This window comes from Paraglaciecola psychrophila 170 (genome assembly GCF_000347635.1).
In the GTDB taxonomy this organism is placed as follows: Bacteria; Pseudomonadota; Gammaproteobacteria; order Enterobacterales; family Alteromonadaceae; genus Paraglaciecola; species Paraglaciecola psychrophila.
Genome location: NC_020514.1, coordinates 3,883,084 through 3,909,904, shown reverse-complemented (window position 1 = coordinate 3,909,904; position 26,821 = coordinate 3,883,084). Strand labels below are relative to the sequence as shown.

Annotated in this window: 21 protein-coding genes, 3 tRNA genes and 2 pseudogenes; 16 read left to right on the top strand and 10 right to left on the bottom strand. The window is 40.3% G+C overall.

Features of this window, described 5'->3' with window-relative positions; genetic code table 11:
* Window positions 1-129 precede the first annotated feature (129 nt).
* Entirely contained in the window at window positions 130-3,687 is a 3,558-nt protein-coding gene (locus tag C427_RS17170; protein ID WP_007634338.1) for an ABC transporter permease/M1 family aminopeptidase, read from the bottom strand.
* 12 nt (window positions 3,688-3,699) lie between these two features.
* Window positions 3,700-4,605: an ABC transporter ATP-binding protein gene (locus C427_RS17165; protein WP_007634341.1), complete on the bottom strand. Its 906-nt coding sequence runs from the start codon at window positions 4,603-4,605 to the stop codon at window positions 3,700-3,702.
* A 177-nt stretch (window positions 4,606-4,782) separates the two neighbouring features.
* On the opposite strand from C427_RS17165, the gene aspS reads away from it, so the two are divergent.
* The 3 genes from aspS to ruvC are packed head-to-tail and all read left to right on the top strand — an operon-like array spanning window position 4,783 to window position 7,584.
* Complete coding sequence (gene aspS / locus C427_RS17160; protein ID WP_007634343.1) at window positions 4,783-6,549, top strand: aspartate--tRNA ligase; 1,767 nt, start codon at window positions 4,783-4,785, stop codon at window positions 6,547-6,549.
* A gap of 12 nt (window positions 6,550-6,561) precedes the next feature.
* A complete protein-coding gene (gene nudB, locus C427_RS17155; protein ID WP_081588952.1) occupies window positions 6,562-7,017 on the top strand; it encodes a dihydroneopterin triphosphate diphosphatase in 456 nt (151 codons plus the stop codon).
* A 45-nt stretch (window positions 7,018-7,062) separates the two neighbouring features.
* Complete coding sequence (gene ruvC / locus C427_RS17150; RefSeq protein ID WP_007634347.1) at window positions 7,063-7,584, top strand: crossover junction endodeoxyribonuclease RuvC; 522 nt, start codon at window positions 7,063-7,065, stop codon at window positions 7,582-7,584.
* A 267-nt stretch (window positions 7,585-7,851) separates the two neighbouring features.
* Here ruvC and C427_RS17145 read toward each other — a convergent pair whose 3' ends face one another.
* The 7 genes from C427_RS17145 to C427_RS17120 all read right to left on the bottom strand — a co-directional run bounded on the left by C427_RS17145 (window position 7,852) and on the right by C427_RS17120 (window position 15,718).
* The gene (locus C427_RS17145) at window positions 7,852-9,015 is read right to left on the bottom strand and encodes a porin family protein (RefSeq protein WP_007634349.1); all 1,164 of its coding nucleotides are present in this window, start codon (window positions 9,013-9,015) and stop codon (window positions 7,852-7,854) included.
* A gap of 161 nt (window positions 9,016-9,176) precedes the next feature.
* Complete coding sequence (locus C427_RS17140) at window positions 9,177-10,232, bottom strand: cyclase family protein (protein ID WP_007634350.1); 1,056 nt, start codon at window positions 10,230-10,232, stop codon at window positions 9,177-9,179.
* Between the two features lie 81 nt (window positions 10,233-10,313).
* Window positions 10,314-11,765 carry an NAD-dependent succinate-semialdehyde dehydrogenase gene (locus C427_RS17135; protein ID WP_007634355.1) on the bottom strand — a complete coding sequence of 484 codons (1,452 nt, stop codon included), beginning with the start codon at window positions 11,763-11,765 and terminating at the stop codon, window positions 10,314-10,316.
* On the bottom strand, window positions 11,762-13,138 hold the full coding sequence (locus tag C427_RS17130) for a sigma-54 interaction domain-containing protein (protein WP_007634357.1): 1,377 nt from the start codon (window positions 13,136-13,138) through the stop codon (window positions 11,762-11,764). Before C427_RS17130 ends, C427_RS17135 begins: the two co-directional genes overlap by 4 nt.
* Complete coding sequence (locus C427_RS27725; RefSeq protein ID WP_015431113.1) at window positions 13,135-13,323, bottom strand: hypothetical protein; 189 nt, start codon at window positions 13,321-13,323, stop codon at window positions 13,135-13,137. Before C427_RS27725 ends, C427_RS17130 begins: the two co-directional genes overlap by 4 nt.
* 79 nt (window positions 13,324-13,402) lie before the next feature.
* Window positions 13,403-14,518: a hypothetical protein gene (locus C427_RS17125; RefSeq protein ID WP_236613706.1), complete on the bottom strand. Its 1,116-nt coding sequence runs from the start codon at window positions 14,516-14,518 to the stop codon at window positions 13,403-13,405.
* Window positions 14,519-14,566: 48 nt separating this feature from the next.
* A complete protein-coding gene (locus C427_RS17120; protein ID WP_007634361.1) occupies window positions 14,567-15,718 on the bottom strand; it encodes an iron-containing alcohol dehydrogenase in 1,152 nt (383 codons plus the stop codon).
* 680 nt (window positions 15,719-16,398) lie between these two features.
* On the opposite strand from C427_RS17120, the gene ruvA reads away from it, so the two are divergent.
* The 13 genes and pseudogenes from ruvA (at window position 16,399) to C427_RS28875 (ending at window position 25,862) form a co-directional block, all read left to right on the top strand.
* The gene (gene ruvA / locus C427_RS17115; protein WP_007634365.1) at window positions 16,399-17,022 is read left to right on the top strand and encodes a Holliday junction branch migration protein RuvA; all 624 of its coding nucleotides are present in this window, start codon (window positions 16,399-16,401) and stop codon (window positions 17,020-17,022) included.
* A 114-nt stretch (window positions 17,023-17,136) separates the two neighbouring features.
* Window positions 17,137-18,144 carry a Holliday junction branch migration DNA helicase RuvB gene (gene ruvB / locus C427_RS17110; RefSeq protein ID WP_007634367.1) on the top strand — a complete coding sequence of 336 codons (1,008 nt, stop codon included), beginning with the start codon at window positions 17,137-17,139 and terminating at the stop codon, window positions 18,142-18,144.
* Between the two features lie 618 nt (window positions 18,145-18,762).
* A pseudogene (locus C427_RS17105) lies at window positions 18,763-19,159 on the top strand (YbgC/FadM family acyl-CoA thioesterase).
* Window positions 19,149-19,877 carry a protein TolQ gene (gene tolQ / locus C427_RS17100; RefSeq protein ID WP_007634376.1) on the top strand — a complete coding sequence of 243 codons (729 nt, stop codon included), beginning with the start codon at window positions 19,149-19,151 and terminating at the stop codon, window positions 19,875-19,877. Before C427_RS17105 ends, tolQ begins: the two are co-directional and overlap by 11 nt.
* Before the next feature lie 11 nt (window positions 19,878-19,888).
* Entirely contained in the window at window positions 19,889-20,311 is a 423-nt protein-coding gene (gene tolR / locus C427_RS17095; RefSeq protein ID WP_007634378.1) for a protein TolR, read from the top strand.
* Window positions 20,312-20,319: 8 nt separating this feature from the next.
* A complete protein-coding gene (tolA, locus tag C427_RS17090) occupies window positions 20,320-21,213 on the top strand; it encodes a cell envelope integrity protein TolA (protein WP_007634380.1) in 894 nt (297 codons plus the stop codon).
* Complete coding sequence (gene tolB / locus C427_RS17085; protein WP_007634382.1) at window positions 21,213-22,583, top strand: Tol-Pal system beta propeller repeat protein TolB; 1,371 nt, start codon at window positions 21,213-21,215, stop codon at window positions 22,581-22,583. Before tolA ends, tolB begins: the two co-directional genes overlap by 1 nt.
* Before the next feature lie 41 nt (window positions 22,584-22,624).
* Window positions 22,625-23,194, top strand: a complete 570-nt coding sequence (pal, locus tag C427_RS17080) for a peptidoglycan-associated lipoprotein Pal (protein ID WP_007634384.1) — start codon at window positions 22,625-22,627, stop codon at window positions 23,192-23,194.
* A 12-nt stretch (window positions 23,195-23,206) separates the two neighbouring features.
* Window positions 23,207-23,953, top strand: coding sequence for a tol-pal system protein YbgF (gene ybgF, locus C427_RS17075; RefSeq protein ID WP_007634385.1), 747 nt, complete (start codon window positions 23,207-23,209; stop codon window positions 23,951-23,953).
* A 231-nt stretch (window positions 23,954-24,184) separates the two neighbouring features.
* Window positions 24,185-24,260 (top strand) — tRNA-Lys (locus tag C427_RS17070).
* Window positions 24,261-24,309: 49 nt separating this feature from the next.
* Window positions 24,310-24,385, top strand: a tRNA-Lys gene (locus tag C427_RS17065).
* Window positions 24,386-24,598: 213 nt separating this feature from the next.
* A tRNA-Lys gene (locus tag C427_RS17060) sits at window positions 24,599-24,674 on the top strand.
* A 295-nt stretch (window positions 24,675-24,969) separates the two neighbouring features.
* Window positions 24,970-25,862 (top strand): annotated as a pseudogene (locus tag C427_RS28875) (HDOD domain-containing protein).
* Between the two features lie 41 nt (window positions 25,863-25,903).
* Here the strand turns inward: C427_RS28875 and C427_RS17050 are convergent.
* Window positions 25,904-26,713 (bottom strand): acyl-CoA thioesterase, encoded by an 810-nt coding sequence (locus C427_RS17050; RefSeq protein WP_007634387.1) that lies wholly within the window; start codon window positions 26,711-26,713, stop codon window positions 25,904-25,906.
* Between the last annotated feature and the right edge of the window lie 108 nt (window positions 26,714-26,821).

Below are 26,821 nucleotides of genomic sequence, written 5' to 3'. Positions count from 1 at the left end.
TCTTGGTGAAAAATTCATAAAAGACAATTGAAAACTACAGAAAAGTACTATAAAAAAGCCCTCGGATGAGGGCTTAACTTAACAAATTAAACAGTGCAATATTAGCACTGAAACAGCTCTACACTAGCACTACAGCTTAATAATATTATTGCCTGTGTCTCGGTCTATAAAACGTACAAAGGGGTCTATACCGGCAAAGTTAGGCACTTCGTCAACAATTAATTCTATAACTGTATCACCACTTTCAATGGCGTGTAGACCTTGATAGATTATTTTGTTTTCAGCGGCAAAATCATTAGGATCTTCGCTGAACAAAACAATCTCTACTTCTTTTGCAAAAGGCTGTTCTGTTTCTTTACCTTTTCCATCAGCACTAAACTGTTGTGCTGATACGGTTAATGTCACCTTGGTTTTATTATCTTCAAGCTCTTCCTTAATGACCTCTTTAGCACGTAAATCGTAAATAGTGATTTGCTCAAACAAGTCTTTAATATAAGCCTGCTGTTCTTTGTTCGACACACTGTTTAAATGTCTAACCAAGTCTAACGTAGTAGGGTATAAGTCTTCTCTAAACTGATATTCATTTAATAAGGCTTGCAGGGCTTGATTAAGGCGTTCTTCACCTAGTTTGTTAACCAAGGCCATCATCACTACAGAGCCCTTTTGATAATGAATGTATTGTTGGTTTTCAGCGCGTAGCAGTGGCATTTCTTCGATCCGCTCTGCACTGCGACCTCTTAAATAACGATCCAATTCATGGGTTAAAAACTTACGTAGCTTTATTTCACCATACTTTTTCTTCATGACCATTAAGGCGCTGTATTGCGACAAGGTTTCAGACAATACCGCGCTCCCTTGCACATTGGCAGCGTTAAGTTGATGCCCCCACCACTGGTGAGCCACTTCGTGAGCAGTGACGTAATAAACTGGGTCAATATCTTCAGGGTTACGTAAGTCCGAAATAAAACCAATATTTTCGGAGTAGGGCACAGTGTTAGCAAAACTTTGTGCAAATCCGCGGTAGCCTGGAAACTCTATGATCCTTAATTGTTTGTGTTGATAAGGGCTAAATACTTGTTGAAAGTAGTCGAGGGAGTCTTGGCTAGACTCAATCATTCTGTCCACATTCCAATGATGATTTTTATGGTAGTAAACCTCGATGTTAATTCCATCATGTTCGACCGTTTTCTTTTCTAGATCAGCCGACATCACACTAAAAAAGTTAATCATTGGTGCGTCCATTTCGTATCGATAATAATTGCGGCCATCCTGTTGCCATTCTTTTTGCAAATACCCCGGTACAATGGCAAATTGATCGTCGCTGGTAGAGATTGTGGCACTAAAATCAATAAACTCGACACCCCTGCCAAAAAAGCTTTCCGCATAACGGCTAGTATCTTCAAGTTTATATGCCCGCTGTAAAGGCTCTAAGTCTCGTTTACGGCGTTCATGCTGATCTCTTATTAGGTAACTCTCATTAAAACCAAAAGATGGGAATAACTCGAAGTTGTTTATAAAGGTACCATTTTTCACCAAAGTGACATCTTCACCTCTGTCTTTAAACCCTCGATGAGCACGGACTACAGATAATTTACCTGCACGTTCTTCACCGGGAGACATAGGCTCGACAAATTCGAACCATGCCACGTTATATTTAGGGTTGGTTTCGCCTAATTTTCCACCGCTAATCTGCACATCATAAATTTTAGTATGCTGTGGAATATTGACTAGAAAACGCGAAATGGGCTGTGCCGTGCGGTTAATCAAAGATATATTCGCGCTGGCTGCGATACGTCGTTCCTCAGGGAAAATATCGATGGCTGCATTTATGCTCACAACTGATGGCATTGGTGCGTCACGAAATTCAACGTAGTTTTTTTCGTAATCAGCTTGCGTATTCAAACTCTCTTCTTGGCCATAAAATTTATTCAACACTTTGGTGTTGTAATGAATATAACCACCTGTTGCTAGAAATATCAGCATGGCTGCTGCGGCAATACTTTTACCTGGTTTACCTAGCTGATAACTTAATAAATTAAAACGTTGTTTAAGCGACGCCTGAGGGCCTCGTTGCCACATTCCATAACTCATCACACCCAGCACGACTGACAGAGCACTCCAATAAAGCATGTACCAGCTTTGAGTCTGAATAAACCAGCCGTAGCCATTCAAGTCTGAGTATTGCAAAATAGGAGCGCCACCAAAATTAAACATGTTGTGTTCAATGCCTATTTGACCAAACACACTGGATACAATTATGTAGCCAACAAAAATTAACATGCCCACGTATTTATTAGGGCTTAATACTTGGAGTAAAAATGCCAATACTATAAGTAGGCAAAAGGGCAATACACCAAAATACAATAAGCTGATCAAATATTGCCCGAATTCAATGTTTTCATAACCCGAAAGCAATTGTTTGACAATAGCCATCACCAAACCGACAAAATGTAACGATACAATCACTAACATCACTGCAAGTAATTTTGATAACCAAAAAGTGACATTGCCCACCGGCATACTATCGACAATATCGCCCATACCCACAGTACGTTCACGCCAAACCACTTCTGCTGTGTAATAAGTAATGACAATAATCGTCATTAGGCCAAAAGCAGCCATAATGATTTGCACTAAAGTTTGGGTGAGTGGCCAGTTTGGGGCGCCAAAAGCACCATTTATGTTAAGAAAACCGGCAATAAGTTGAAAGGCCGAAAATAGCAATAAAATAGGGAATGCAGGGCTTAACACGACTTGCTTTATTTCAAACTTGGTACGCAAGATAAATTGCGCAAAACTGTTATTGTCTGAAGCTTTAATCGCAATATTGCTGTTGGCGGGAATAACATCTATTTTTTCTTTCTTTGTTTTTTTACCGGCTTTGTTTGTCGTGAAATTTAATGGCTTAGATAGCCCGCCTGCTGTCAACAAAATTAAACTACCTACCGCCAGCCACAATAATCGATTATGTAAGATAGCACCCTCAAGAACGGGTAATAATGCGTTCTTTTCAAAGGTTGTCCAATAGCGGGTATATTCACGAAATGAACCTAGGGCAAAGGGGTCAAGTAATGCTCTAATCGTACGTTGCTCGGGTTCATTAAAGACTTGCCCAGAAACGAAATACAAAATAAACAAACCTAAGGCACAGATGTAACCAGCCATCACACTTTTAAAAAAATTGGTGACGCCATAGAATAAAGTAGCAAGAACAAGAATGGTCGTAGTGGAAAAAATCAAGAAGGGTTGCACATACATCATCAAGCTATTTGGGCCAACTCTTTCACCATCGATCCAAGGCATTAAGCTGCCTATAAATAAACCCAATGGCACCATGGCAAATACGGCTAGGCATATTAAATAAGCGCCCAAAAAACGTCCAAGGTTGTAACTTAAAGGTTTAATAGGTTTGGTATAAATAATCTCTGACATGAAAGATGTATGGTTTCGTGTGGCAGTACTGGCTACAAAATTGACCACCATAAACATGCCAAACAGGCCAAAAACCAGCATGGTTTGGCTAATAGCAAAGGGACTGTTAAACAATACATTGCCACCTGAACCAATCTGCACGCCATCAATGGTGATGGCTAGGAATGGCAATAAGAAAAAAACTAAACAAGTCACAATAAAAGAGGGCTGGCGAGTAAAATAGCGCCATTCAAACCCTAACATTTGAGTAAACATAACTGAGCTTCCTTATGCTGCTTGGGTTAAATGAGAGTTATGTTGAGGGGTCTGTCGAGAGTTGTGTAAAGTAGAGAAATACACATCTTCTAATGTCGCAGGGGTGCTTTCAAAACCTTCAGGTGCATCAGGCGCCAGTACGTGTAATACCGTGCGACCCGCGAATAGACGTTTTGAAATAACAGGCAGAGTATTTTCTAATACCGCGGCTTCATCGATAGATACCGTTTTACGCCAAATTTGTCCGTTTAAGTCGGCGGTGATGTCTAATGGATTACCTTGTAACAATATTTGGCCGTTACCTAATACCGCCATATTCGGGCAAAGCTCAGATACGTCATCGACAATATGCGTTGATAAAATAATGACTTTTTCTTCACCTAACGTCACAAGTAGGTTATGGAAACGATTACGTTCTTCTGGATCAAGGCCGGCTGTGGGTTCGTCTACAATTAATAAGTCAGGGTCGCCTAACAAGGCTTGCGCAATACCAAAACGCTGACGCATGCCACCTGAAAAACCACTGACTGCTTTTTTACGGTGTTGAAACAAATTAGTGTGAGCCAATAAGCCGTTAACGGCTTCTTTACGTTCACCTTTGTTAGCAATGCCTTTTAGAATAGCTAAATGATCTAATAAATCGTAAGCACTGACTCGGGGATACACACCAAAATCTTGTGGCAAATAACCTAAACGTTGACGTAATTCATTGGGCTGTGTGAGCACATTGATTTCGTCAAAGTAAATACTGCCGGTATCGGGTTGTTGCAACGTGGCAATGGTACGCATCAAACTGGATTTACCTGCACCGTTAGGGCCAAGTAAACCAAATAGGCCTTTAGGTATATCTAAGTTGACGCTGTTAAGAGCTTTTACGCCGTTGTCGTAAGTTTTTGTTATATTTTCAATTTTTAACATTGTTCAATCCCTGTTTTTAGTTTTTATTGATGTAAATATGCAGAATTCATTTTTAATAGTCTATAGAAGCAACATTTTCTTACGAAATCCGAGAATTTAATTTAGGAGACTGCTGATCCGGTATATACTCTGCGGCCTTAATTTTTCATCAAAGTTTACGTTTTAAAGGCGGTTTTCATGCGCACGGACTATTGTGGCAACATCAATTCATCTTATATCGGACAAACCGTCACTCTGTGTGGCTGGGTTAATCGAAGTCGCGATTTAGGTGGGGTTATTTTTCTCGACCTACGTGACCGAGAAGGTGTGGTGCAGGTGGTGTTTGACCCTGATTTAGTCGAAGTCTTTAATACTGCAAATAGTTTACGGAATGAATTTTGTGTGCAGTTAAGTGGTGAAGTGCGCGCCAGGCCATCAGGCCAAGTCAACAAAGATATGTCTACTGGCGAAATTGAAATGCTTGGTAAGTCTTTGACTATACTAAACAAAGCAGCTCCGTTACCGCTAGATTGGAATCAAGAAAATTCCGAAGAGCAGCGGTTAAAATACCGTTATTTAGACTTACGACGTCCATTAATGAGTGATCGTTTAAAATTTAGAGCCAAAGTGACCAGCACAGTGCGCAGTTATCTTGAAAACGATGGTTTCTTAGATATCGAAACGCCTATTCTGACCAAAGCGACACCCGAAGGTGCTCGTGATTATTTGGTGCCAAGCCGCACCCATAAAGGTCAGTTTTTTGCTTTGCCACAGTCACCACAATTGTTTAAACAGTTATTGATGATGTCGGGCATGGATAAATATTATCAAATCGTAAAATGTTTCCGAGACGAAGATTTACGAGCCGATCGCCAACCTGAATTTACCCAGATTGATATTGAAACTACCTTCTTAGATGCTGGTGGTGTGATGGCGATCACTGAAGGTCTAATACGTAATTTATTTCAAAAAATGTTGTCGGTAGATTTAGGTGACTTCCCAAGCATGACTTACGCCGATGCCATGCGTCGTTACGGTAGCGACAAACCTGATTTACGTAACCCATTAGAATTGACAGATATAGCGGATTTACTAAAAGACGTTGAATTTAAAGTGTTCTCTGGCCCAGCCAATGACGCTAAAGGACGTGTTGCCGTTATCCGCGTGCCGGGCGGTGCTAAGTTATCTCGCAAGCAGATTGACGACTACGGTAAATTTGTGGGTATTTACGGTGCTAAGGGTTTGGCATGGATGAAAGTCAACGACATTGATGCTGGAATGGAAGGATTGCAATCACCTATCCTTAAGTTTTTAACGGAAGACGTGGCCAAAGGTATTTTAGAACGCAGTGGCGCACAAAGTGGCGACATTCTTTTGTTCGGTGCTGACAACAACACCGTGGTGACAGAAGCATTAGGAGCCCTCAGACTAAAATTAGGCGAAGATTTAGATTTGTTAGAAGGAAAGTGGAAACCTCTTTGGGTAGTCGACTTTCCTATGTTTGAAGAATTTGATGGCCAGTTCCATGCATTGCATCATCCGTTTACAGCACCCAGAGATATGACCCCAGATGAATTAGCGGCTAACCCTGCAGGTGCTTTGTCAAATGCTTACGACATGGTCTTAAACGGTTGTGAGTTAGGTGGCGGCTCGGTACGTATTCATCAACAAGATATGCAAGCCAAAGTGTTTTCATTGTTAGGTATCAGTGATGAAGAAGCCGAAGTGAAATTTGGTTTCTTACTTGAAGCATTGAAGTTTGGTGCGCCGCCTCATGCCGGTTTAGCTTTTGGTTTAGACCGTTTGGTGATGCTGATGACAGGTGCAACGTCGATTCGTGATGTGATGGCGTTTCCTAAAACTAACACTGCTGCCTGTCCTTTGACCAACGCACCGGGTGAAGCCAACCCAGAGCAACTCAAAGAGCTGTCAATTCAAACTGTAATAGAAAAGAAAACTGACTGATTTAAATTATCAATGACATTACACTATCGTATCCCTCAATCTGCCCTCACAGTTGTATATAACTGTGCTGGGCAGGTGTTGGTGATGCAGCGCAATGATGATCCCGAATTTTGGCAATCAGTGACAGGCACCTTAGAGCAAGGTGAAAAGCCAATCGAGACGGCGAGGCGTGAGGTCTTAGAAGAAACCAGTATTGATATTACACAATCTGCTTATCAGCTGATTGATTGCCAAAAAATCAATACCTATGAAATCCGCGATAGATGGAAATACCGCTACCCACCGGACACCCCTTACAACACCGAACATGTATTTGTAGTTGAAGTCGCTAACGATCAAGCCATAGTGTTAACCGAACATTCTGCTTATTTATGGTTAGACAAAGCTTTAGCAATGCAAAAAGTGTGGTCGTATACTAATCGTGAAGCAATATCTTTATATGTGCCAGATGCCAATTCATCAATTTAAACTTTACCCGATGCTGTCAGCTATGACAGTGCGAGTCATAAACTAATGGCGATTATCTTGGGAATTGATCCCGGCTCTCGTATTACTGGTTATGGAGTCATAAAAAAAGTCGGTCAGAAGTCTGAATATATCGGCAGCGGTTGTATTCGTTTGCAAGGCACTGAACTCGCTCCTAGGCTAAAACAAATCTTCGATGGTGTGAGAGAAATTATTCACCAATTCCAACCTACCCAGTTTGCGATTGAACAAGTCTTTATGGCGAAAAATCCTGATTCAGCATTAAAGCTTGGTCAAGCCAGAGGCGCGGCGATAGTAGCTGCAACGACTTTTGATTTACCCGTTGCTGAATATTCAGCGCGGCAAATCAAACAATCAGTTGTGGGTAACGGTAATGCCGACAAATCTCAAGTTCAGCATATGGTGACGTACTTGTTAGGGCTGGCCTCAAAACCCCAAGCCGATGCAGCAGATGCCCTTGCTGTTGCCCTGTGTCACAATCACACCCAACAAAGCTTAATAAAAATGTCCGGCCAAGCCACAAAAACTGTGCGTGGGCGGTTGCGATAACTCGCCTGCTATGCTCTTTGACTACTTTGGAAAGAGCCTGTATTAGTTGTTCAGAATGTTAGTTTAAGTATTCAAATTATAGGGATAAATCAATTCAAATATTTACGATATTTTGAATGATATAACCATTACAGTATTGTTTATTCTCGGAATAAATTTATTCTTACCGAGAACTATCTTTAAGCATTTAATTAGCAAAACTAAGTTTTCCTTGCTAAATCAACAAGAGAGCGTCGAAACGCCCCCTTTGGTAACTAAAAGTAGTAGCTAAAAACGTATGGCTGCGCCAACGCTAAACGCCTGATTCTTAATTTCACCAGCTTGATGGTTTTCTGCTTTAATATTTGAGTATTCGGCAGAAATGGTAACCAAACTCCATAACGTATGGTACACACCTACCGTCATTTTACTTTGTTGTTTAACTTGTATTGCCGTATCTTGGGGCGCTAAATCAACATTTGAAATACCGTAATTAATACCCAATTTGGTGTTATCAAGTTTGTGTGTAGCTTGTATAAAATACCCGTCGCTGTTTCTCGGGTTAGCTGCGTTATCAGAGCCATCAATTAATAAGCCATAGTGGCCCAAACCGTCAGCTGAAAATCCTGACGCCAACAAGCTAATATTACCCATATTATACACAAATGTTAAATCGATACCGGTCGCGTCATAATCATTAAAAGTGGTGTCTACGCTTTGAGATAAAAAGGTTGTAGAAATAAACCCAGTATCAAAGTCATATCTGAGTTTACCGTGAACCCCAGGCGTTCTAGAGCCGCTATCGCCAACAAATCCGTTACCCCCAAATGAAACGGGATCTAAGGGCTGAAATACGCCGATTGCACCGCTCATGCCATCTTTTGCAAAAGAGTAGGTTAGTTGTGATAAACGGTCTGCAAATATATAGCCGTAACCTGCACCGCCAAGACTGGTATTTAGCGGACTGGTAACCAATGCTGGCGCACCTACGCCTCCTAACGATATATCTTGAAGCACAATGTCGATACCAAATACACCATAGTCTCGACCTGCTTTGAATGTTCCAAGCTCATCGTTACCAAAGGTAAAAAAAGCGCGATAGGCTTTGTTGTCGCCACTACCGTTAAAGGCACTGTTGTCGGTATTGCCCGGCTCATATGCAAAGACGGCTTTTATATTAATTCCGTTTTTTTCAGTTGTCGCGCTGAATTCAAAGCTCGAGGGACTGTAGCCATTAGAAACCGATGTCGCATCATCACCCGCACACAACAACGCATTTCCAGCAACGATATCTGGGTTATCATCGCAACTGACGAATACCGCATGGGTGTTGACATAGCCATTAAACCCAAACGTATAACCATCATTTTCAATTTCGACAGCTTGGGTATGCGTGGTTGCAATTATTATCATTGCGGCGGCAGATAACTTAAATGTTTTTTTGTTTTTCATGTTGTTCTCTTTTATTTTTGTAGTCAAATAATTAGTTTTTAATGAAAGTTAAAGTGCTTGATCATAAAATTTAGACACAATGATCCCCACACTGATTTTCACAGTTCAAAATTGAGGAGAAAATTGCTTTTTGGGGCGGAACCGCCCCGATAACTACCTTATTATTTGATGACCATTGGATTAACGGGTGAGCCTGACCCACCTTTCATTTTTAGGGGGGCTGCGGTGAAAAAGAAACTGTATTGACCATCTTTTGCTGAATCGTCAGCTAGATCATCAAGCCAGTATAGTTCCGTTAATACCACCCCCAAATCTCTGATCAAAGCACCATGAAGAGGAATGACCATGGTTGAACCATTGATTTCTTGCGCCGCTAACTCAATTGCTAAGTTATCTGCAGCTATTACAGGGATTTCCATATCGTCTATCCACTTAACTAGCGCCTTACTGTAACAAAGGCCCGGCTCCGTTAATGCATTCCAATTTTTATTATCCGCTTCGTCATAAAATCGTCCCATAGATCCAGTACGGATCATTAAAATATCTCTCTTTTTTATCTCAAGTTTCTGTTTTTTAGCCGCACTTTTAATATCGTCTAATGTGACACAGTTGCCTGGGGCCAATCGATGGTTACTGTCACCGCGTAAACGACCTATATCGACTAATACCCCTCGACCTGCAATACCCACATCGCCTAGCTGTGCAATATCTACAAAATCGTGGCCATGTACAGTTGTATCTGCGGATTTTCCATTATAAATCTTATCTGAATACCAAGCGTGACCGAGCGCATCAATGTGTGTTGTGCCTTGTAAATACATGAAGACTGCATCGTCAGAATATTTCATTCCACCGCTTGCAGGCTGCTGTTTGTTTGCTGAATAAACACTTTCATCTTGAGACATAAAATGTTGGACTGGGATCCTGCCAGGAAAAACGGGACCTACTCCATGGATCATAGGAAGTTGCAAAGTAAAACGCTCACCTGACTGGATTGCTTTTACACCACGTTTTACTTCATTTTCATCTAAGTAATTTAGCGCACCAATCTGATCATCGTTTCCCCATTTACCCCAATTACTTGGCGTATCAGCCAATAATTTCTCTATCTCCGTTTTTTCAGCGGCAATCGCAGCAAATGAACTACACGCTACTGTGATACCGATAAATAGCGCTGAAATAGTGGTTTTTAATATTTTATTAGTTATATGTGACATGTTTTACCTTTTTTGTTTTGCCATTACTGGCGTTTTATTTCTTGGAGCTTTTAGACAATGGTTTGAAATTCATCCGTGGCGTTAACTTAATCCCATACCATAACAAACGTATTTTATTTCTAAATATTCATCTAATCCGGCACGTGCGCCCTCTCTACCAATACCACTTGATTTAACGCCTCCAAAAGGCGCAACGGCAGTAGATATGATGCCGGTGTTAACCCCGACCATGCCCACTTCCAAGCGACTACTCACTTTTTCAATGGTACGGTGGTTTTCTGAGAACATATAAGCAGCGAGACCAAACTCTGTGCTATTTGCCATTTGAATGGCTGCATCAATGGTGTCGAAGCAAATTAGTGGAGCAAGTGGACCAAACGTTTCTTCGTTGGCGCATTGCATAGTTTGGTTTGCATTGAGTAAAACTGTGGGTGGAAACCAGTTGTCGCTATTGCTGTGGGGTTCACCGCCAATCAAAATAGATGCGCCTTTGCATAACGCGTCTTCGATGTGCTGACGTACTTTGCGTACTGCTTTTTGGTCAATTAGTGGGCCGATATTAGTGCCAGCTTCAAGCCCATTTCCCACTTTAAGTTGTTTGACTTTCTCTAAAAATACTTCAGAAAATTGTTTATACACCCCTTTTTGAATGTAAATACGGTTCGCACATACGCACGTTTGGCCAGCATTTCTGAATTTACTCTTGATTAATTCAGATGCAGCAAGCTCTAAGTTGGCATCATCAAATACAATGAATGGCGCATTGCCACCAAGCTCAAGCGATAATTTTTTGATAGACGGAGCACAATCTGCCATTAGCTTCGCGCCTACTGATGTAGAGCCTGTGAAGCTGAGCTTGCGGACAATAGGATTAGATGTCATTTCGGCACCAATCTTTTTAGCGTCACCGGTTAATACGTTGATCACACCATCTGGTACGCCTGCGTCTTGTGCTAAGCCTAGCAGTGCAAAGGCAGTCAATGGTGTTTCCATGGCTGGTTTTACAACAATCGTACAGCCAGCAGCCAGTGCTGGCGCCACTTTTCTAGTGATCATTGCGGCAGGGAAATTCCAAGGTGTGATTGCAGCACATACCCCTATGGGCTCTTTGGTAACGTGGATCTTTTTGGTATTGTCTTCACTGGGTATAATTTCGCCGTATGCACGACGTGCCTCTTCTGCAAACCACTTAATATAACTTGCTGCATATAATACTTCTCCTTTTGCTTCATTAAGTGGCTTACCTTGTTCAAGCGTCATAATTGTGGCTAGATCATTGGCTCGTGCGACCACTAGATCATGCCATTTCATGAGTATCTCAGCTCGTTTGTAAGCGGTTAATGATTTCCATGAACTCAATGCGTGGTTAGCTGCGTTAATTGCCAATCTGGTTTCGATACCATCCATATAGGGTACTTGAGTCAGGATTTTGCCATCAGCAGGGTTACGTACATCTATTAATTCAGAGTGCGATGACCATTGTCCGTTGATAAGGCATTGATTTTTGAAAATAGATAAGTCTTGCAGGTTCACATTTTGTCCTTGTTAATAGATTGAAAGCTTTGACGTTTTTTAACCAACGTCGATTGATTAATACCTAGTGAGGCTGCAGCGGCTCTAGTGGAGCCGTACAAACTGAGTGCATTAGAGATGAGCTCTCGCTCCAAATCTCCTACTTGCTGTTTTAAACTTCCTGAAGAATAAGGGTCGCTGTGCGCTACTAGGGGTCTAATAGATTCAGGTAAGTCATTGGGAAGGATTTCTGACCGTTCGGTAATGAGCACGAGTCGTTCTACCAAGTTCATTAATTCACGAATATTACCTGGCCATTTGTAGTGTATAAGCACTTCTAATGTTTCTGGATGCAGGGCCTTTTCAGTATTATAGCGCTTGGCATAGTGGTTTAAGTAATGGGTAAGCAACGGCGAGATCTCGTCTTGACGCTTACGTAGAGGGGGTAAATCAAGTGGCATAACCTGTAATCGATAATACAAGTCTTCTCTAAATTTACCATCAGCAATCGCTTGTTTAAGGTCATGATGGGTAGCTGTAATAAGCCGTATATTGGTATTTTTGAAGCGGGTTCCGCCTAAGGGTAAAAACTTGTTTTCTTCGATGACTTTTAGCAATTTTGCTTGCAGCGAAAGCGGTAAGTCGCCAATTTCATCTAGAAAAAGAGTGCCGCCATTGGCAATATCTAACAGGCCTTCTTTTCCTCTGGAGGATGCACCAGTAAATGCTCCTGGCGTATAACCAAAAAGCTCAGCCTCGATTAACCCTTCAGGCATTGCAGCACAGTTTAGTGAAATAAACGGAGCGGCCGAACGAAGGCTATTGTCATGAATAAACTGAGCAAGTAGTGTCTTACCTGTTCCGGTTTCACCCTGTATCAGTATTTTAACGTCAGTGGCGGCAACTTTTTCAGCCAACCTGTAACATTGACGCGTATTAGTACCCGTTAATACACCGGCTTTATCCGTATGCACATCAACATCAATAAAATATTCTTTTCTAACTGTGAGTATTCGCTCTAATTGTTCTTCGGCATGTTTGGCACGTAAAAGCGCTGTCACATCTCGAACAGAACTGATGACATATTCAAGCGTGCCATTTTCATCAAACATTGGATTACCGCTGACGACAATTTTACGGTTTCCTTTAATGGTTTGTACCCTGGTAATGGGTTGTCGTTCACGTATGACCTCTAGTGAGACAGAATTAGAAATATATCCATCCCTCACTAAATCCTGCATATGTTTACCAAGAATACGATGTCTTTGTAGCCCAGTAATGCGTTCGTAAGCACTGTTAACACCGACCGTAACACCATTACCATCGGTGATGTATACACCGTCTGGTAATGCATCTAGAACGGGTTGAAGAAATTTTTCATTAAAAATTTTCATTCATCACCGTCACTTGGTTTTTGCGCTATTGCTATTTTATCAGGCTCACCTTTGAAAAAGTTTTTGCCGTAGATTAACAACACAAGTAATATTCCTACGGCAAACGCCCAGGTTGCCCCTTTTGTCACGAGGATGGCGGCGATGATGCCTGCAATACCTAAATCTCTTTGACTTTTGGCCTCCATAACACCTATCCGAAAGCTTACAAACCCTTGTATTAGTAACGTTAAGGCTAGCGCAACACCAAGTATAGGCTGTACTAAACTAACCACTGGAAGGAGTAATAACCCTGTGTTTGTGCCCCCATCTGAATGATCCCGAGCCACCAAATATCGATTGCATGGCTTCTCTACCTTGTTTATAGCGCTCAACTATAACCACTTGCATTGCTGCCCAAAGCGGACCACACATAACGACATCTGGACCAAAGATACTCATGAGTACGTTTCTTCCACCAAAAATTAAGTGAGAGCGATTCGCATCGTAGTCAACTTTTTCATCAGCTCTTATTTCGTCCGCTTCATCTAAAATAGCTTTTGATTGCAGAATGTCACCAAACAATACGATGTAAGCTGCAAGTGCTGTTGGAATGGCCGTTAAGAACATTGAAGTGTCAGGAAGACCGACACCAAAAACAGTATATTCATTGAACATTAGCGCGAAATTTGGTTGGGTTAGTCCCCATTCGATATCAGGCCAGTTGGCTTCTGATACCAGAGGAGCTAAAACCACCGCTAAAATAATGATAGGAAAGATGCCTAGTTTTCCAAAATTAGCCCAAAATTTGTTACGCAATTTAAGTTCGGCAAAATGTGGTGAGAAAATTAAATAGAATGCAAGACCAACTGCGATGGTTATCGTAATCGGAAATTGTTCAAACCTACCCCCCTCTTTAAATACCACCACAATGGCTGCCAAACCTGCTCCTATTATGACACCTGCTTTAATGGCAGAAGGGATCAGCTTGACTACTTTAGAAGCGAGTTTGGTTTGTCCTAATACAATTGCAAGCATGCCAAGCGTCATTTGAAATGCAATGAGTGCATGCACTCTATCCGGCCCAGGGTCAAAAGTTTGTACATAGGCGATTAACAAGGGTACCGCAGGTGTTATCCATCCGGGAATAACAGGGTCACCTAAGATATGGTGGAATAAATACAAAAAGCCATTGATCATTACTATTGCTATTGCCGCTTCAAATGGCATGCCCAGCAATTCGACCATAAGGGGGATAGCTGCCAGATCAACTGCACACATCAATAACCCTTGCAAGTAGTCAGGAAACTCGAATCTATAATGCAAGAAAGGTAGCCGAACTTTAAACGGCCCTAGCGGATAAAAAGAAGTTTCAGTTCCATATTTATGGTTTTTCCATTTCATGCGTCAGTATTCCAAATTATTATGTATTAATATTATTATGTATCGAAATTAATATGCTTCTTGATAGATCTGTTCAATATCTGATACTGATAATCTTCTAGGGTTATTTCTAAGTAAACGCTCAACTTTAATCGCTTCAGTAGCTAAGTCAGGTATGTCTTGTGTATTGATACCTAAAGAATGTAAACCCTTGGGAATACCGACAGTCGCGCACAAATCATGCAATTGCTGAATGACCTTATCCGCTATCACTTCTGCATCGTCATTATGTGAGATAGGGGTCGATAGAGCGATTGCCATTTCGACAAAACGATCTAGACAAAAAGGTTTATTCCACTTCATTACAAAAGGCAGTAACAAAGCATTACTGACCCCATGAGGAATATGAAATTTAGCGCCCAGCGGATACGCTAAAGCGTGCACAGCCCCAACCCCTGCATTACCAAAAGATAGACCCGCCATTAAGCTTGCAGTAGCCATATTTTCGCGAGCAGTTAAGTCTTCTGGTGATTGATAAGCAATGGGTAAATTGGTCATTATCATACCCATCGCTTTAATCGCTAATGCATTGGTAATTGGACTGGCAAAATTGGATAAGTAAGCTTCAATACAATGCACTAAAGCATCCACGCCACTTGCTGCCGTAATGTTAGCTGGGCAACTTACAGTCATCTCAGGCGCAACAATGGCTAAATTAGGGAGCAAGAAGTCACTGACAATGCCTTTTTTTGTGTGTTCAGACGGTACCGCTAAAATGGCGATATTGGTGACTTCAGAACCTGTTCCTGCGGTTGTAGGTATCGCAATATGCGGTATGCCTTTACCTAACACTTTATCTTCACCAAACATGCTGTTTAAATCTTGGTTGTTTCCAGCCATAACGGCAATGCACTTTGCTATATCTATTGCGCTACCACCACCAACACTAATGATCGCGTCATGAGGTTTTGTTTGATAAACACTAAAACAATGCTTAACGACTTCGTCATCAGGTTCTGGCTTAACATCATCAAAAATCGAAAACTCATAGTCAAACAGCTGGCTTGTTATTAACTCTAGGGTGCCTGATTTTCTTACACCTTTATCAGTAACGATTAATGGAAATTTTATTCTAAACGATTTTAAATGTTCGATAAGAGAAGAAGAACAACCTTGGCCTGTGATAAGTTTTTGGGCTGACTTAAATGATGAAATTTGCATTTTACAATTTTGCTCGCTGCGTTATTTCGTGGAAAGTTACAATATAAAAGCAACTTTGCAACAAGAGTGCCACAAGTTGAAATGTTTTATAAACGTTAAGTTAACAAGGCTTGCAGGTAATATTGAATAATTATTAATACTAGATGATGTGACATGTTGATTCCATAAAGAATCAACTGAGTATATATGGAATCAATTGATAATGTGAATAACAACTTTGAACGGGGTAAATCAATACAGTATGAATGATGAAAAATAAGCCTCACTGATATAGATATTTGAGTAATAAAGATAGCAACTGCAACAAATCCTCTTTTAAGCTCAGATAACTGAGGATGGAGAAGGTGGGCGATATGTTGATGTTTTCCTGACGGAGTAACATTTCAAATTCGATATGGTCTTTAGCAATAAAGACCATGTGTGTCGTCGTCTAAATATTAGCCCCTAATCTATTTGTAATTCAATCAGCATAATAATGATGGATGTCTTTTATAAAATACTCCATTTAAAGACATTCGCCGGGATAGTTATTATAATTGAAAGTCTGTTAGCATTACTTGAGCAAATTGGCTTCTGGTTCATTTACGGTCAAAGTGATTACGTTTCCTCATTTGTCGCTTGAAAATCATACCGCCATGCTCGACAACCTCCACACATCGATGAAAATACAAGGAAACAAAATGATAGGTAATATTCGTGGCATATTAATTGAAAAGCAGCCACCTGAGATTCTGATAGAAGCGGGGGGCGTGGGTTACGAAGTGCAGGTACCTATGACCAGTTTTTATCAATTACCCGAAATCGGTCAAGAAGCCAATCTATGTATTCATTTTGTAGTGCGTGAAGATGCACAGCTGTTGTTTGGTTTTGCCAATAAACAAGAACGTGCCGTATTTCGTGAACTAATCAAAGCCAGCGGAGTAGGTCCAAAGTTAGCACTCACTATATTGTCAGGTATGAACGCACAACAATTTATGCAATGTGTCAGTCTGGAAGATGTTACCGGTTTAACCAAGCTACCTGGTGTCGGCAAAAAAACAGCGGAACGCTTAGTCATTGAAATGCGCGATAGATTAAGCAAATTAGCCAAAGATCAGGGCTATGCGCAAACCGTGCATCTGACGCCCGATTTACCTGTTGAGAACACCTTTGTACAACGTACTGATGCGAAAGAAGAAGCCTTAAGCGCATTGATTGCTTTAGGATACAAACCCCCACAGGCGATGAGAGTGATTAACGCGGTGTATAAACAAGATATCAGCAGCGAAGCCTTGATCCGAGAAGCTCTCCGAGCAATGGCTTAACAAAATCCGTCAAAGTAATAAGTCTTTTAAAGCCGGCTTTTTTAAAGACGGCTTACAATAATTTTGTTACTGTATAAAAATACACTGTTCATTTAAATATTAGCAAAATAAATCATGATTGAAGCAGACCGCATAATAAAACCCACCGCTAGCCATGAAGATGAAATGGTTGACCGCGCCATTCGACCTAAAATGCTGGCAGATTACACGGGGCAAAATCATGTTTGTTCGCAAATGGAAATTTTTATTGAGGCAGCACGAAAACGTAGTGATGCCTTAGACCACTTACTCATTTTTGGCCCTCCGGGTTTAGGTAAAACTACGTTAGCCTATATTGTAGCGAATGAAATGGGTGTCAATATCAAAACAACTTCTGGCCCAGTACTTGAAAAAGCCGGTGATTTAGCTGCACTTTTGACTAATCTTGAAGAAAATGATGTGTTATTTATTGATGAAATCCATCGTCTTAGTCCTGTAGTAGAAGAAATTCTTTATCCTGCAATGGAAGATTACCAGCTGGATATTATGATTGGTGAAGGCCCTGCAGCACGTTCAATCAAATTAGAATTGCCTCCTTTTACTTTGATAGGTGCTACTACTAGAGCAGGTTCACTTACTTCCCCTCTTAGAGATCGTTTTGGTATTGTGCAGCGCCTTGAATTTTATAATATTAAAGATCTTACTCAAATTGTAAAACGCTCGGCCAGTTACTTAAATTTAACGTTGCAAGATGAAGGGGCTCTTGAAATAGCTAGAAGATCTAGGGGTACTCCGCGTATTAGTAACCGTTTATTGCGTCGAGTAAGAGATTTCGCCGAAGTCAGAGCCGACGGTAATATTACTTTAGATGTGGCTAGTCAAGCGTTGGACATATTGGACGTGGATAAAGAAGGTCTTGACTATATGGACCGAAAACTATTGTTAGCCATCATTGAAACTTTTATGGGGGGCCCTGTGGGGCTGGATAATCTAGCCGCAGCTATAGGTGAAGAAAGGGAAACCATCGAAGATGTGATTGAGCCATTTTTGATCCAGCAAGGTTTTTTACAGCGCACCCCGAGGGGACGCATTGCGTCACAACGAGCTTTTTTGCACTTTGGTAAAGATTTCTCTCCTCAATAATTATTTTTAGGGATTGAGCTGTAAATTTCAGACAAAAAAAAGCCCACATATTAAATGTGGGCCAAACAACTAGTGTTAAAGGAAATAAATCCAGGGAACATGTCAAATAAACTAGTTACAGCATCATCTAACTTAAAAAAGGTAAACAATGTGCAGTTCAGGAAACAAGGTTAATTCTAGCCAGATTAATGAAATGCACAATTGAATTAAATTAATCTTCGGATTATAAAAACTAATGCATATTATGTATTATTCCAATTTAAATTAGCTTTAATTTTTTTTTGTGTGTAACGTTATGAATTATATGTGATTTTCAAATTGTTATTTTTTTTAGCTATTACTATTTCTGTTGCTTGTTATTGGTTTGTTATCTAAATGTTAGTTTGGTTTATTTGAATAACAATTCACTTGTAAATTATCGATAACGTCTATGTTACTTCTTATTTTTGTCACTAAAGGTATGAAAAACATTGCTTTTAATTGGTTTGTGAAAAAAAATCAGTTCACGATTACATATTGTTTGATAGCATAAACATTCACAAGTTAGAATATTTGTACCTCGGCCAAGTGTTAACAATGTTTCCTATTTTTCATAGTCACATAAAAAGTATTCATACAATGAGCAAACATAGTCACAATGTACGAGTGTATTACGAAGACACAGACGCTGGTGGCATAGTATATTATGCTAACTATCTGAAGTTGTGCCAGAACCGAGTGGTTAAGGCAAATGGGCACAGAACAAGATATTCTTTTGGAACGTTCCGTGGGTTTTGTCGTCAAACGGGTTGAAATGGACAATCACGCGCCTGCTCGTTTCAATGAATTGTTGTGTATTCAGTCTGAAATAGTAGAATTAAAGCGTGCTAGTTTAATATTCAAGCAAATAATAATAAGTCCAAATGAACAGCGTTTGGTCAGTGCGTTAATCAAAGTAGTTTGTGTCGACTTATCCAATATGAAACCACAAGCTATTCCTGATAAAATTTTAGGGGAATTTTCACGTGTCATCTGAGATATCTTTCATAGATCTTATTTTAGAAGCTAGTTTGTTGGTGCAACTAGTTATGTTGTTGTTGCTTGGGGCATCGGTTGCTTCATGGGCATTTATTTTTGAACGAAGTCGGGCATTAAATTTTGCACGTTCTGAAATGAAAAAGTTTGAAGATAAATTTTGGTCTGGTGTCGACCTTAATCGCTTTTATCAAGAATTGGCAGCTCGTCAATCCTTGGAAGGCATGGCCAGTGTATTTTGTGCCGGTTTTAAAGAATTCGTTCGCTCTCGGAAGAACGTTTCTACTCCAGCAGAAGCTGTTATGGAAGGGGCTTCAAGAGCAATGCGTGTGTCTATGTCTCGCGAAATTGATCGTTTGGAAAGTCGTTTGCCGTTTTTAGCTACCACTGGTTCTATTAGTCCTTACATTGGTTTGTTTGGCACTGTGTGGGGGATAATGAATTCGTTTATCGCTCTAGGCGGGCAGCAACAAGCTACGTTATCAATGGTTGCGCCTGGTATTGCCGAAGCACTAATCGCCACTGCAATGGGTTTATTTGCCGCCATACCTGCTGTTATCGCCTACAACCGATTTAGTCATCAAGTAGAAAAACTTGAAAATAGCTACGGTAATTTTATGGAGGAGTTTTCCAGCATTTTGCACAGGCAAGCGCTATCATCAGGTGCGGAAGCAGCGGATTCTGCACATCCTCCCCGTTCAGCTCAATCAACTGTTTAGGCTGATTGATTATGTATGTGAGAAAACGCAGACGTCCTGTTTCAGAAATTAACGTGGTTCCATATATCGACGTTATGTTAGTTCTGTTGATCATCTTTATGGTTACGGCACCACTTGTTACGCAAGGTGTAAAAGTCGATTTACCTAAAGCTGAAGCTCAGCCTTTAGAAGAAGAGTCAAAACCTCCCTTGGTTGCGTCAGTTGATGCCAAAGGCCAATACTTTTTGAATGTGGGTGATAGCCAACAGGAGCCAATGTCTGCAGTAGATTTGGCGACGTTAGTGGCCGCGCATCTTCAAGTCGAACCAGGTACTCCGGTTGTTGTTAAAGGTGACGGAGCCGTCGCTTACAGTCAAGTAGTTCAGCTGATGGTCTTATTACAAAGAGCTGGTGCGCCATCTGTTGGCCTAATGACCACGCCCCCTGAAGGTTAACTGTCAATATGTCTAGGTTGCGTATCGCATTTTCCATTTCGTTGTTTTTACATATAGCTGTGATTGCTGCTTTGCTGATTAACGGGCATTTTTCTCAGTCCAAAGTGTCACCTGAACTGTCTCAATTTGAGCCAATTATCGAAGCGACAGTTATTGATGAGAGTCAATTGCAAAAACAAGTGCAAAAAGTGAAAGATGAGCAACAAGATAAACGTATAAAAGAAGAAAATCGGGTTAAAGAGCTCGAGCGACGAGCTGAAAATGCAGAAAAGAAACGTCAGCAACAAGAGATAGAAGTCTCTAAATTAAAAGAGCAAACTAAGAGCCAGCAACTAGAAAAGAAAAAAGCCGAGCAAGCGGCAGTAGCTGCACGAGAAAAACAAAAGCAAGAAAAGGCCAAAGCTAAACAATTAGAAAATGATCGCAAGCGTAAAGAACTAGAAAAGGAACAAGCCGAAGAACAAGCTAAGCAAGCTAAGGCAAAACGCGATAAAGAAGTAAAGGCTCTGCAAGAAGCGGAGCGCAAGCGCCAAGATGAGAAGGATAAAGCTGAACAAGAAAAGATGCTAGAAGAACAGCTTCAAGCAGAACAAGCCGTTCGACAACAAAAAAGAAATAAACAAGTATTGACCGAGGTGCAAAAATATCAAGCGCTCATCAAACAAACTATTCAACGCAACTTGATTGTCGATGATTCGATGAAAGGTAAGTCTTGTCGTTTAAATATTCGCTTAGCATCAAATGGGCTAGTGACCCAAGTAAAAGAATTAGGGGGGAATACTATTTTATGTCGAGCCGCCAAGGCAGCGGTATTTAAATCAGATACATTGCCGGTGTCAAAAGAAGCTGATGTTTACCAACAATTACGTGAAATTAATTTAACCGTTGAGCCAGAATTATAATGTTTAAAAAACTATCCATAACTAAGCAACTATTGGTTACAATTTTTATTTTATCAGTCAGTCTTCGAGGTTTTGCAGCTCTTGAAATTGTCATTACCGAAGGTATTGATACCTCCAGGCCAATAGGTGTGGTGCCGTTCCAGTGGATTGGTGAAGGTGTGATGCCAGAAAAACTCACTAACGTTATTGCTGCTGACTTACGCCGTAGTGGCAAATTTAACCCTATTGATGCTAGTGATATGCCGCAATATCCTTCAACCGATAATGATGTTGATTACAGTGCTTGGGCATCAAAAGGTATTGAAGCTATATTGGTGGGTAAAGTTGAACCGTCTGGTATTGATAGATACACCGTGTCTTATGAATTAATTGATGTCTTGCGCGGACAGATTACCGGTGGCCAGTCGCAAGTTTTAAGTGGTGGTAGACTAATTGCCAGCAATGATCATGTATTAGCCGTGAGTAAAATGACTATTTCGGGCAATGACTTTAGACGACATTCTCATCGAATAAGCGATGTGGTGTACGAAAAGTTAACCGGTGAAAGAGGTGCCTTTTTGACTCGTATCGCCTATGTCATTGTGCGTGATAGAGAAGTTCATGAATTACCTTTTCAATTAGTTGTGGCGGATTATGATGGCGCCAACGAAACCACGTTACTGCGTTCGCGTGAGCCGTTAATGTCTCCATCTTGGTCTCCAGATGGAACAAAATTAGCTTATGTGAGTTTTGAAAATAAACGTCCACAAATATTTATTCAAGATATCTACACCATGAGTAGAACCCAAATGACCAGTTTCTCAGGTATAAATGGTTCACCCAAGTTCTCGCCTGATGGTAAAACCCTAGCTTTGGTTTTATCAAAAGATGGTAATCCTGAAATATATGTGATGAATATTGCGAGTAAGCAGCTGCGCAGAGTAACTAAAAACAGAGCAATTGATACTGAACCAAGTTGGACTCCAGATAGTCAGAGCTTAATATTTAGTTCAGAACGGGGTGGTAAACCTCAGATATATCGCGTAAATTTAGAATCGGGTAAAGTTCGTCGCTTGACTTTTGAAGGCGAAATGAACTTAGGGGGAACGATTACTCCAGATGGTAAACAGATGGTGATGGTCAATCGTACTCGTGGTAATTACCATATATCACGACAAGATTTGACAAACGGCAATCTACAGGTTTTAACTAAAACCTATTTAGATGAATCACCCAGTATTGCACCTAACGGCAGTATGATTATTTACAGTACATTGCATCAAGGAAAGCAAGTTTTGTCTTTGGTGTCTTTGGATGGCAGATTTAAAGCACTTTTGCCAGCGGCCGATGGACAAGTGAAGGCTCCAACTTGGTCACCATTTTTGCGTTAAACTTATATTTTCAATTAAATTCGATAGAACAGGATAAAAAAATGCAACTAAATAAAATTTTTAAAGGGTTGGTTATTGCTCTTCCAGTTTTGACTATGATGGCATGTTCATCAACTGATGAAACGGCTGCAAAAGCAGCTTCAGAAGAATCAAGAATTGCCCAAGAGCAAGCACAAGCAGATCGTAAAGCGCAAGAAGCACGTGATTCAATGGTTGAAACTGGTACTGTTAATCCTGTGATGACCCCAGCAGAAGAAATGCAGCAACAGCTAAATGCGTTAGAAAATAATCAGTTAGTTTATTTTGATTTTGATCGCGCCAGCATCAGCTCTGATTTTTATAACATATTAGATCAACATGCAGCGTTTTTGGTGAAAAATATTGGCCAGTCAATTGTGATTGAAGGTCACTGTGATAGCCGTGGCACACCCGAATATAATATTGCATTAGGTGAGTCTCGTGCTAAATCAGTACAAACTTATTTATTAAATGCAGGTGTGAGTGCATCACAAATTTCTGTTGTGTCCTACGGTGAAGAAAAGCCGGTTAACAATGATTCATCTGAAGCGGCTTTTGCTGAAAACCGTCGCGGTGTTTTAGTTTACCAATAATAGAAGCTTAATATGATAAAACGCACCTTAGCGATAAGTTTGCTAGGGCTATATGGAGCTGCTGTGAATGCGGCTCCTGCGCCTGTGACAGATGTAACCAGCGGTAGTAGCGACCAACGTATTACTGAATTGGAAAGAAAGTTTTCAAGCCGCACTGAAGCTCAACATCGTCAGCAAGAACAGCTGGATACGATGCAAAACGAAGTCAATCAACTTCGTGGCTCAATTGAAGTGCAAAACTATCAATTAGAAAAGATTCTGGAACGACAAAGAGAGCTTTATTTCGAAATAGATAAACGTATCCAAGCGGTTAGGACTGATTCTTCCACCATGCCAATAGCAGCGGTTAATCTCCCCGTTAAGACTCAAGAGGCGCCGTTATCAGAAAATGAAAACGAAGCTTATGATAAAGCTGTAAATCTGATCCTTAAAGATAGATTGTATGAACAGGCTATCCCTGAGTTTCAAACCTTTTTACAAAACTTCCCAAATTCTAGTTATGTGCCAAATGCGCATTATTGGTTAGGGCAGTTATTGTTTAATAAACAAGATTGGGCTGGTGCAGGTGAACAATTTCAGTTGTTAATCAAAAATTATCCTGATTCGAGTAAAAGAGCAGATGCTACTTTGAAGTTAGGTATAAGTGAGATGGAACGTTCAAATGCTGCCCGAGCTAAACAACTTTGGGAGCAAGTTGTTGCTGAATTTCCTGATTCGTCCTCAGCTAAATTAGCTGAAAAGCGACTCAAAGGGCTTTAAAGAATAATATGACTGTATGGTTTTCATAGTGTTGCTAAAACTTAAATTAGATTTTTATAGGCGATTTATGTGGTTTATTTTAACCTTGATGGCTTATTAAATTCACTATCGTTCGGTTTTTCAGCAAACAGTTTAAATTATTGAAATAATAATGGCATTTGGGTTGCGCTGAAGTCTCAATTGAGTATTATATGCCGCCTTCGCAGTGAGGCGGAAAGAAAAATGAAAAGTGGGTCGTTAGCTCAGCTGGTAGAGCAGTTGACTTTTAATCAATTGGTCGCTGGTTCGAATCCAGCACGACCCACCATTTTTTCTTAATTCACAGGTACAGTGGAACTACATAAAGAGTAATCGATGGGTCGTTAGCTCAGCTGGTAGAGCAGTTGACTTTTAATCAATTGGTCGCTGGTTCGAATCCAGCACGACCCACCATCTTTTATTTGAACTCAGGTTTAAGTATATATACTTAACTGAAATTCTTTATTGTGGTTATTTATACCTCAGTGATGATAGGCATACGTATAGAGTAACAAACAAGATTTCTTTACCGAGTTGTTTCTAAGGTAAGGATCAGTTAAAGACTCTGACTAACGTTGAACTTCATTTTAATTCATAGTTAGCTTAAAAGACATAAAGTAAAACGATGGGTCGTTAGCTCAGCTGGTAGAGCAGTTGACTTTTAATCAATTGGTCGCTGGTTCGAATCCAGCACGACCCACCATCTTCACTTAGTTTCAGCTCCAAATAGTTTTATCCCTGCAATAATATTTTAGTCGTTAAATATTCACTTCAATCATGCAAACCTGATTTTACATTGAGCATCAACTGTTTTAAGAGAGCATAACTGCGTTACTACAGAATCTCATTTTATTTTTGATTATGAAGGTTGGGTTTAGCCTGACGTCTTGAAAATTAATCTAGCTGGGCGCTATTCATAAATAACCCGTTATATATATCCTTTCGTTGCTCAAACTATATTTTTAAAGTTTGATGTGAGACATCATGAACTGTAATCGATGATAGATTACGCTCAGTACAATGGACACTTATGCTGGAGCAGTTTAATGAATGTACGAGACTATGCAGTAAACGCTGGTGATGTTTTTGTGTTACCGGAATCGGTGATAAAAATTAAACAGTTAATTAATGATGATGCTACTTCTATAGATGATATTGCAGAGGTGATTAATTATGATCCTGCCGTCATGTCAAAAGTGTTGAAGATTTCTAATAGTGCCTTGTATAAATTTCCGAACACTATCTCCACAGTTACCAAAGCAATTCAGGTAATTGGTACGCGCTCAATCTATGACCTTGTGCTCGCTTATGGTGTTGCAAGTGCTTTTAAAGAGATTAATCCTGATATTGTAGATTTAAATAGGTTTTGGGAACAAAGTGTAAGTTGTGCTTTGTTATGTAAAAATTTAGCCGAACGAGTAGGGCTGAATGAGCCTGAAAGATGTTTGTGTGTGGTTTGTTACACAATCTTGGTGAACTAGTTTTGGTGCAATTAAATCCAATTGAAGCGAATAAATGCTCATCTATCTCTCGCGAAGATACTCCTTTAGTATTACAAAAAAAGCATCTGGGTTTTTCTTACGCTGATATTTCTTTTGAACTGTTAGAACTCTGGGGTATACCCTCAGATATCTCGAAAATAGTCTCAAAAACACATGTAAGTGAACATACTGCCCAGAGCCAAGAAGAAAATATTATTCAACTCGCTTACTTATTAGCTCTGAATAATATTAACCGTGAACTTTATGCATCCCATGACGGCATAACAGAGGATATGTATGAAAGTCTAGGAATCGATTTAGAATGTGTTGATAATGCACTCGATTTTAGTAATTTACAGTTAATGAGTACATTAGCATTATTTAGCCCATCGACTTTCGCAGTGTTCTAAAGAGTTTCCAGGTTATCTGTTTGGTATCTTAGCCGTTGAAATTAGGCAAATACTGCGACTACCTGCCTACTAATAGCGACTAACGTACCATTCTTATCCCAGATATTGGCTTCTGTATGCGCATATCCATCAGCTGCCTGTCTAGTTTGTGCTTGATAAGCAAACCAATCAACTCCCGAGACTTTCTGATGCGGATGAATAAATTCTAAATTCCAACTCATAGTACTGGCCATGGCAGGCGAGCATAATATTTGTAACACTGTGGGGGGCCAGATATCAATTAAAGCAATTAAATGCGCGTCAGAAAAGACACTTGGCTGTTCTTTAAAACGCATCCATCCGTGTACGGCACTTTCCTTTGTACCCGTAAATGGCCATCCCCCTTTATTTTTTGATAAATCAAAATGACCTAAAAATTTAGGTGTCACTTTAGGGATCTGTGGCATGAAATTAGGCTTTTCTGGATAGTCCATTTTGTGTTGTAGTGGATCTGACACATTAACTTTAGACTGCCGCGGAATACCAAAGCTTGCTTGGCTCATCAGTGCCACTTTGTTGTCTTGCAAAACTCGTCCAACCACCTGAGTCACATTTTTACCTTCCCTTAGAACCTCAACAATGATGCTGAAATCTGAACCTGCTTCTATAGGACCTATAAAGTTGGTGCTAAGCGAACGCATTACCTTTTCAGAGTCAACAGCTTCACGCATTGCTTGATAGACTAAAGAGGCTGAAATACCACCATAAAGTGTTCGGCCTTGTTCCCAACCGCTAGAGACTGATAGCTTGATATCGTTAATATTTAATTCTGCTTGCTGTTTGACTGAATTTAGCAACGTATCAATATGCATAATTACTGTGGCTCCGTTTAATTGATTATGACTAGATAATAAGTCTGCACTTAATTTCCGATCATAATGTTTGCGAGTCATTAGATGATTTCATGTCTTTATGGTTTG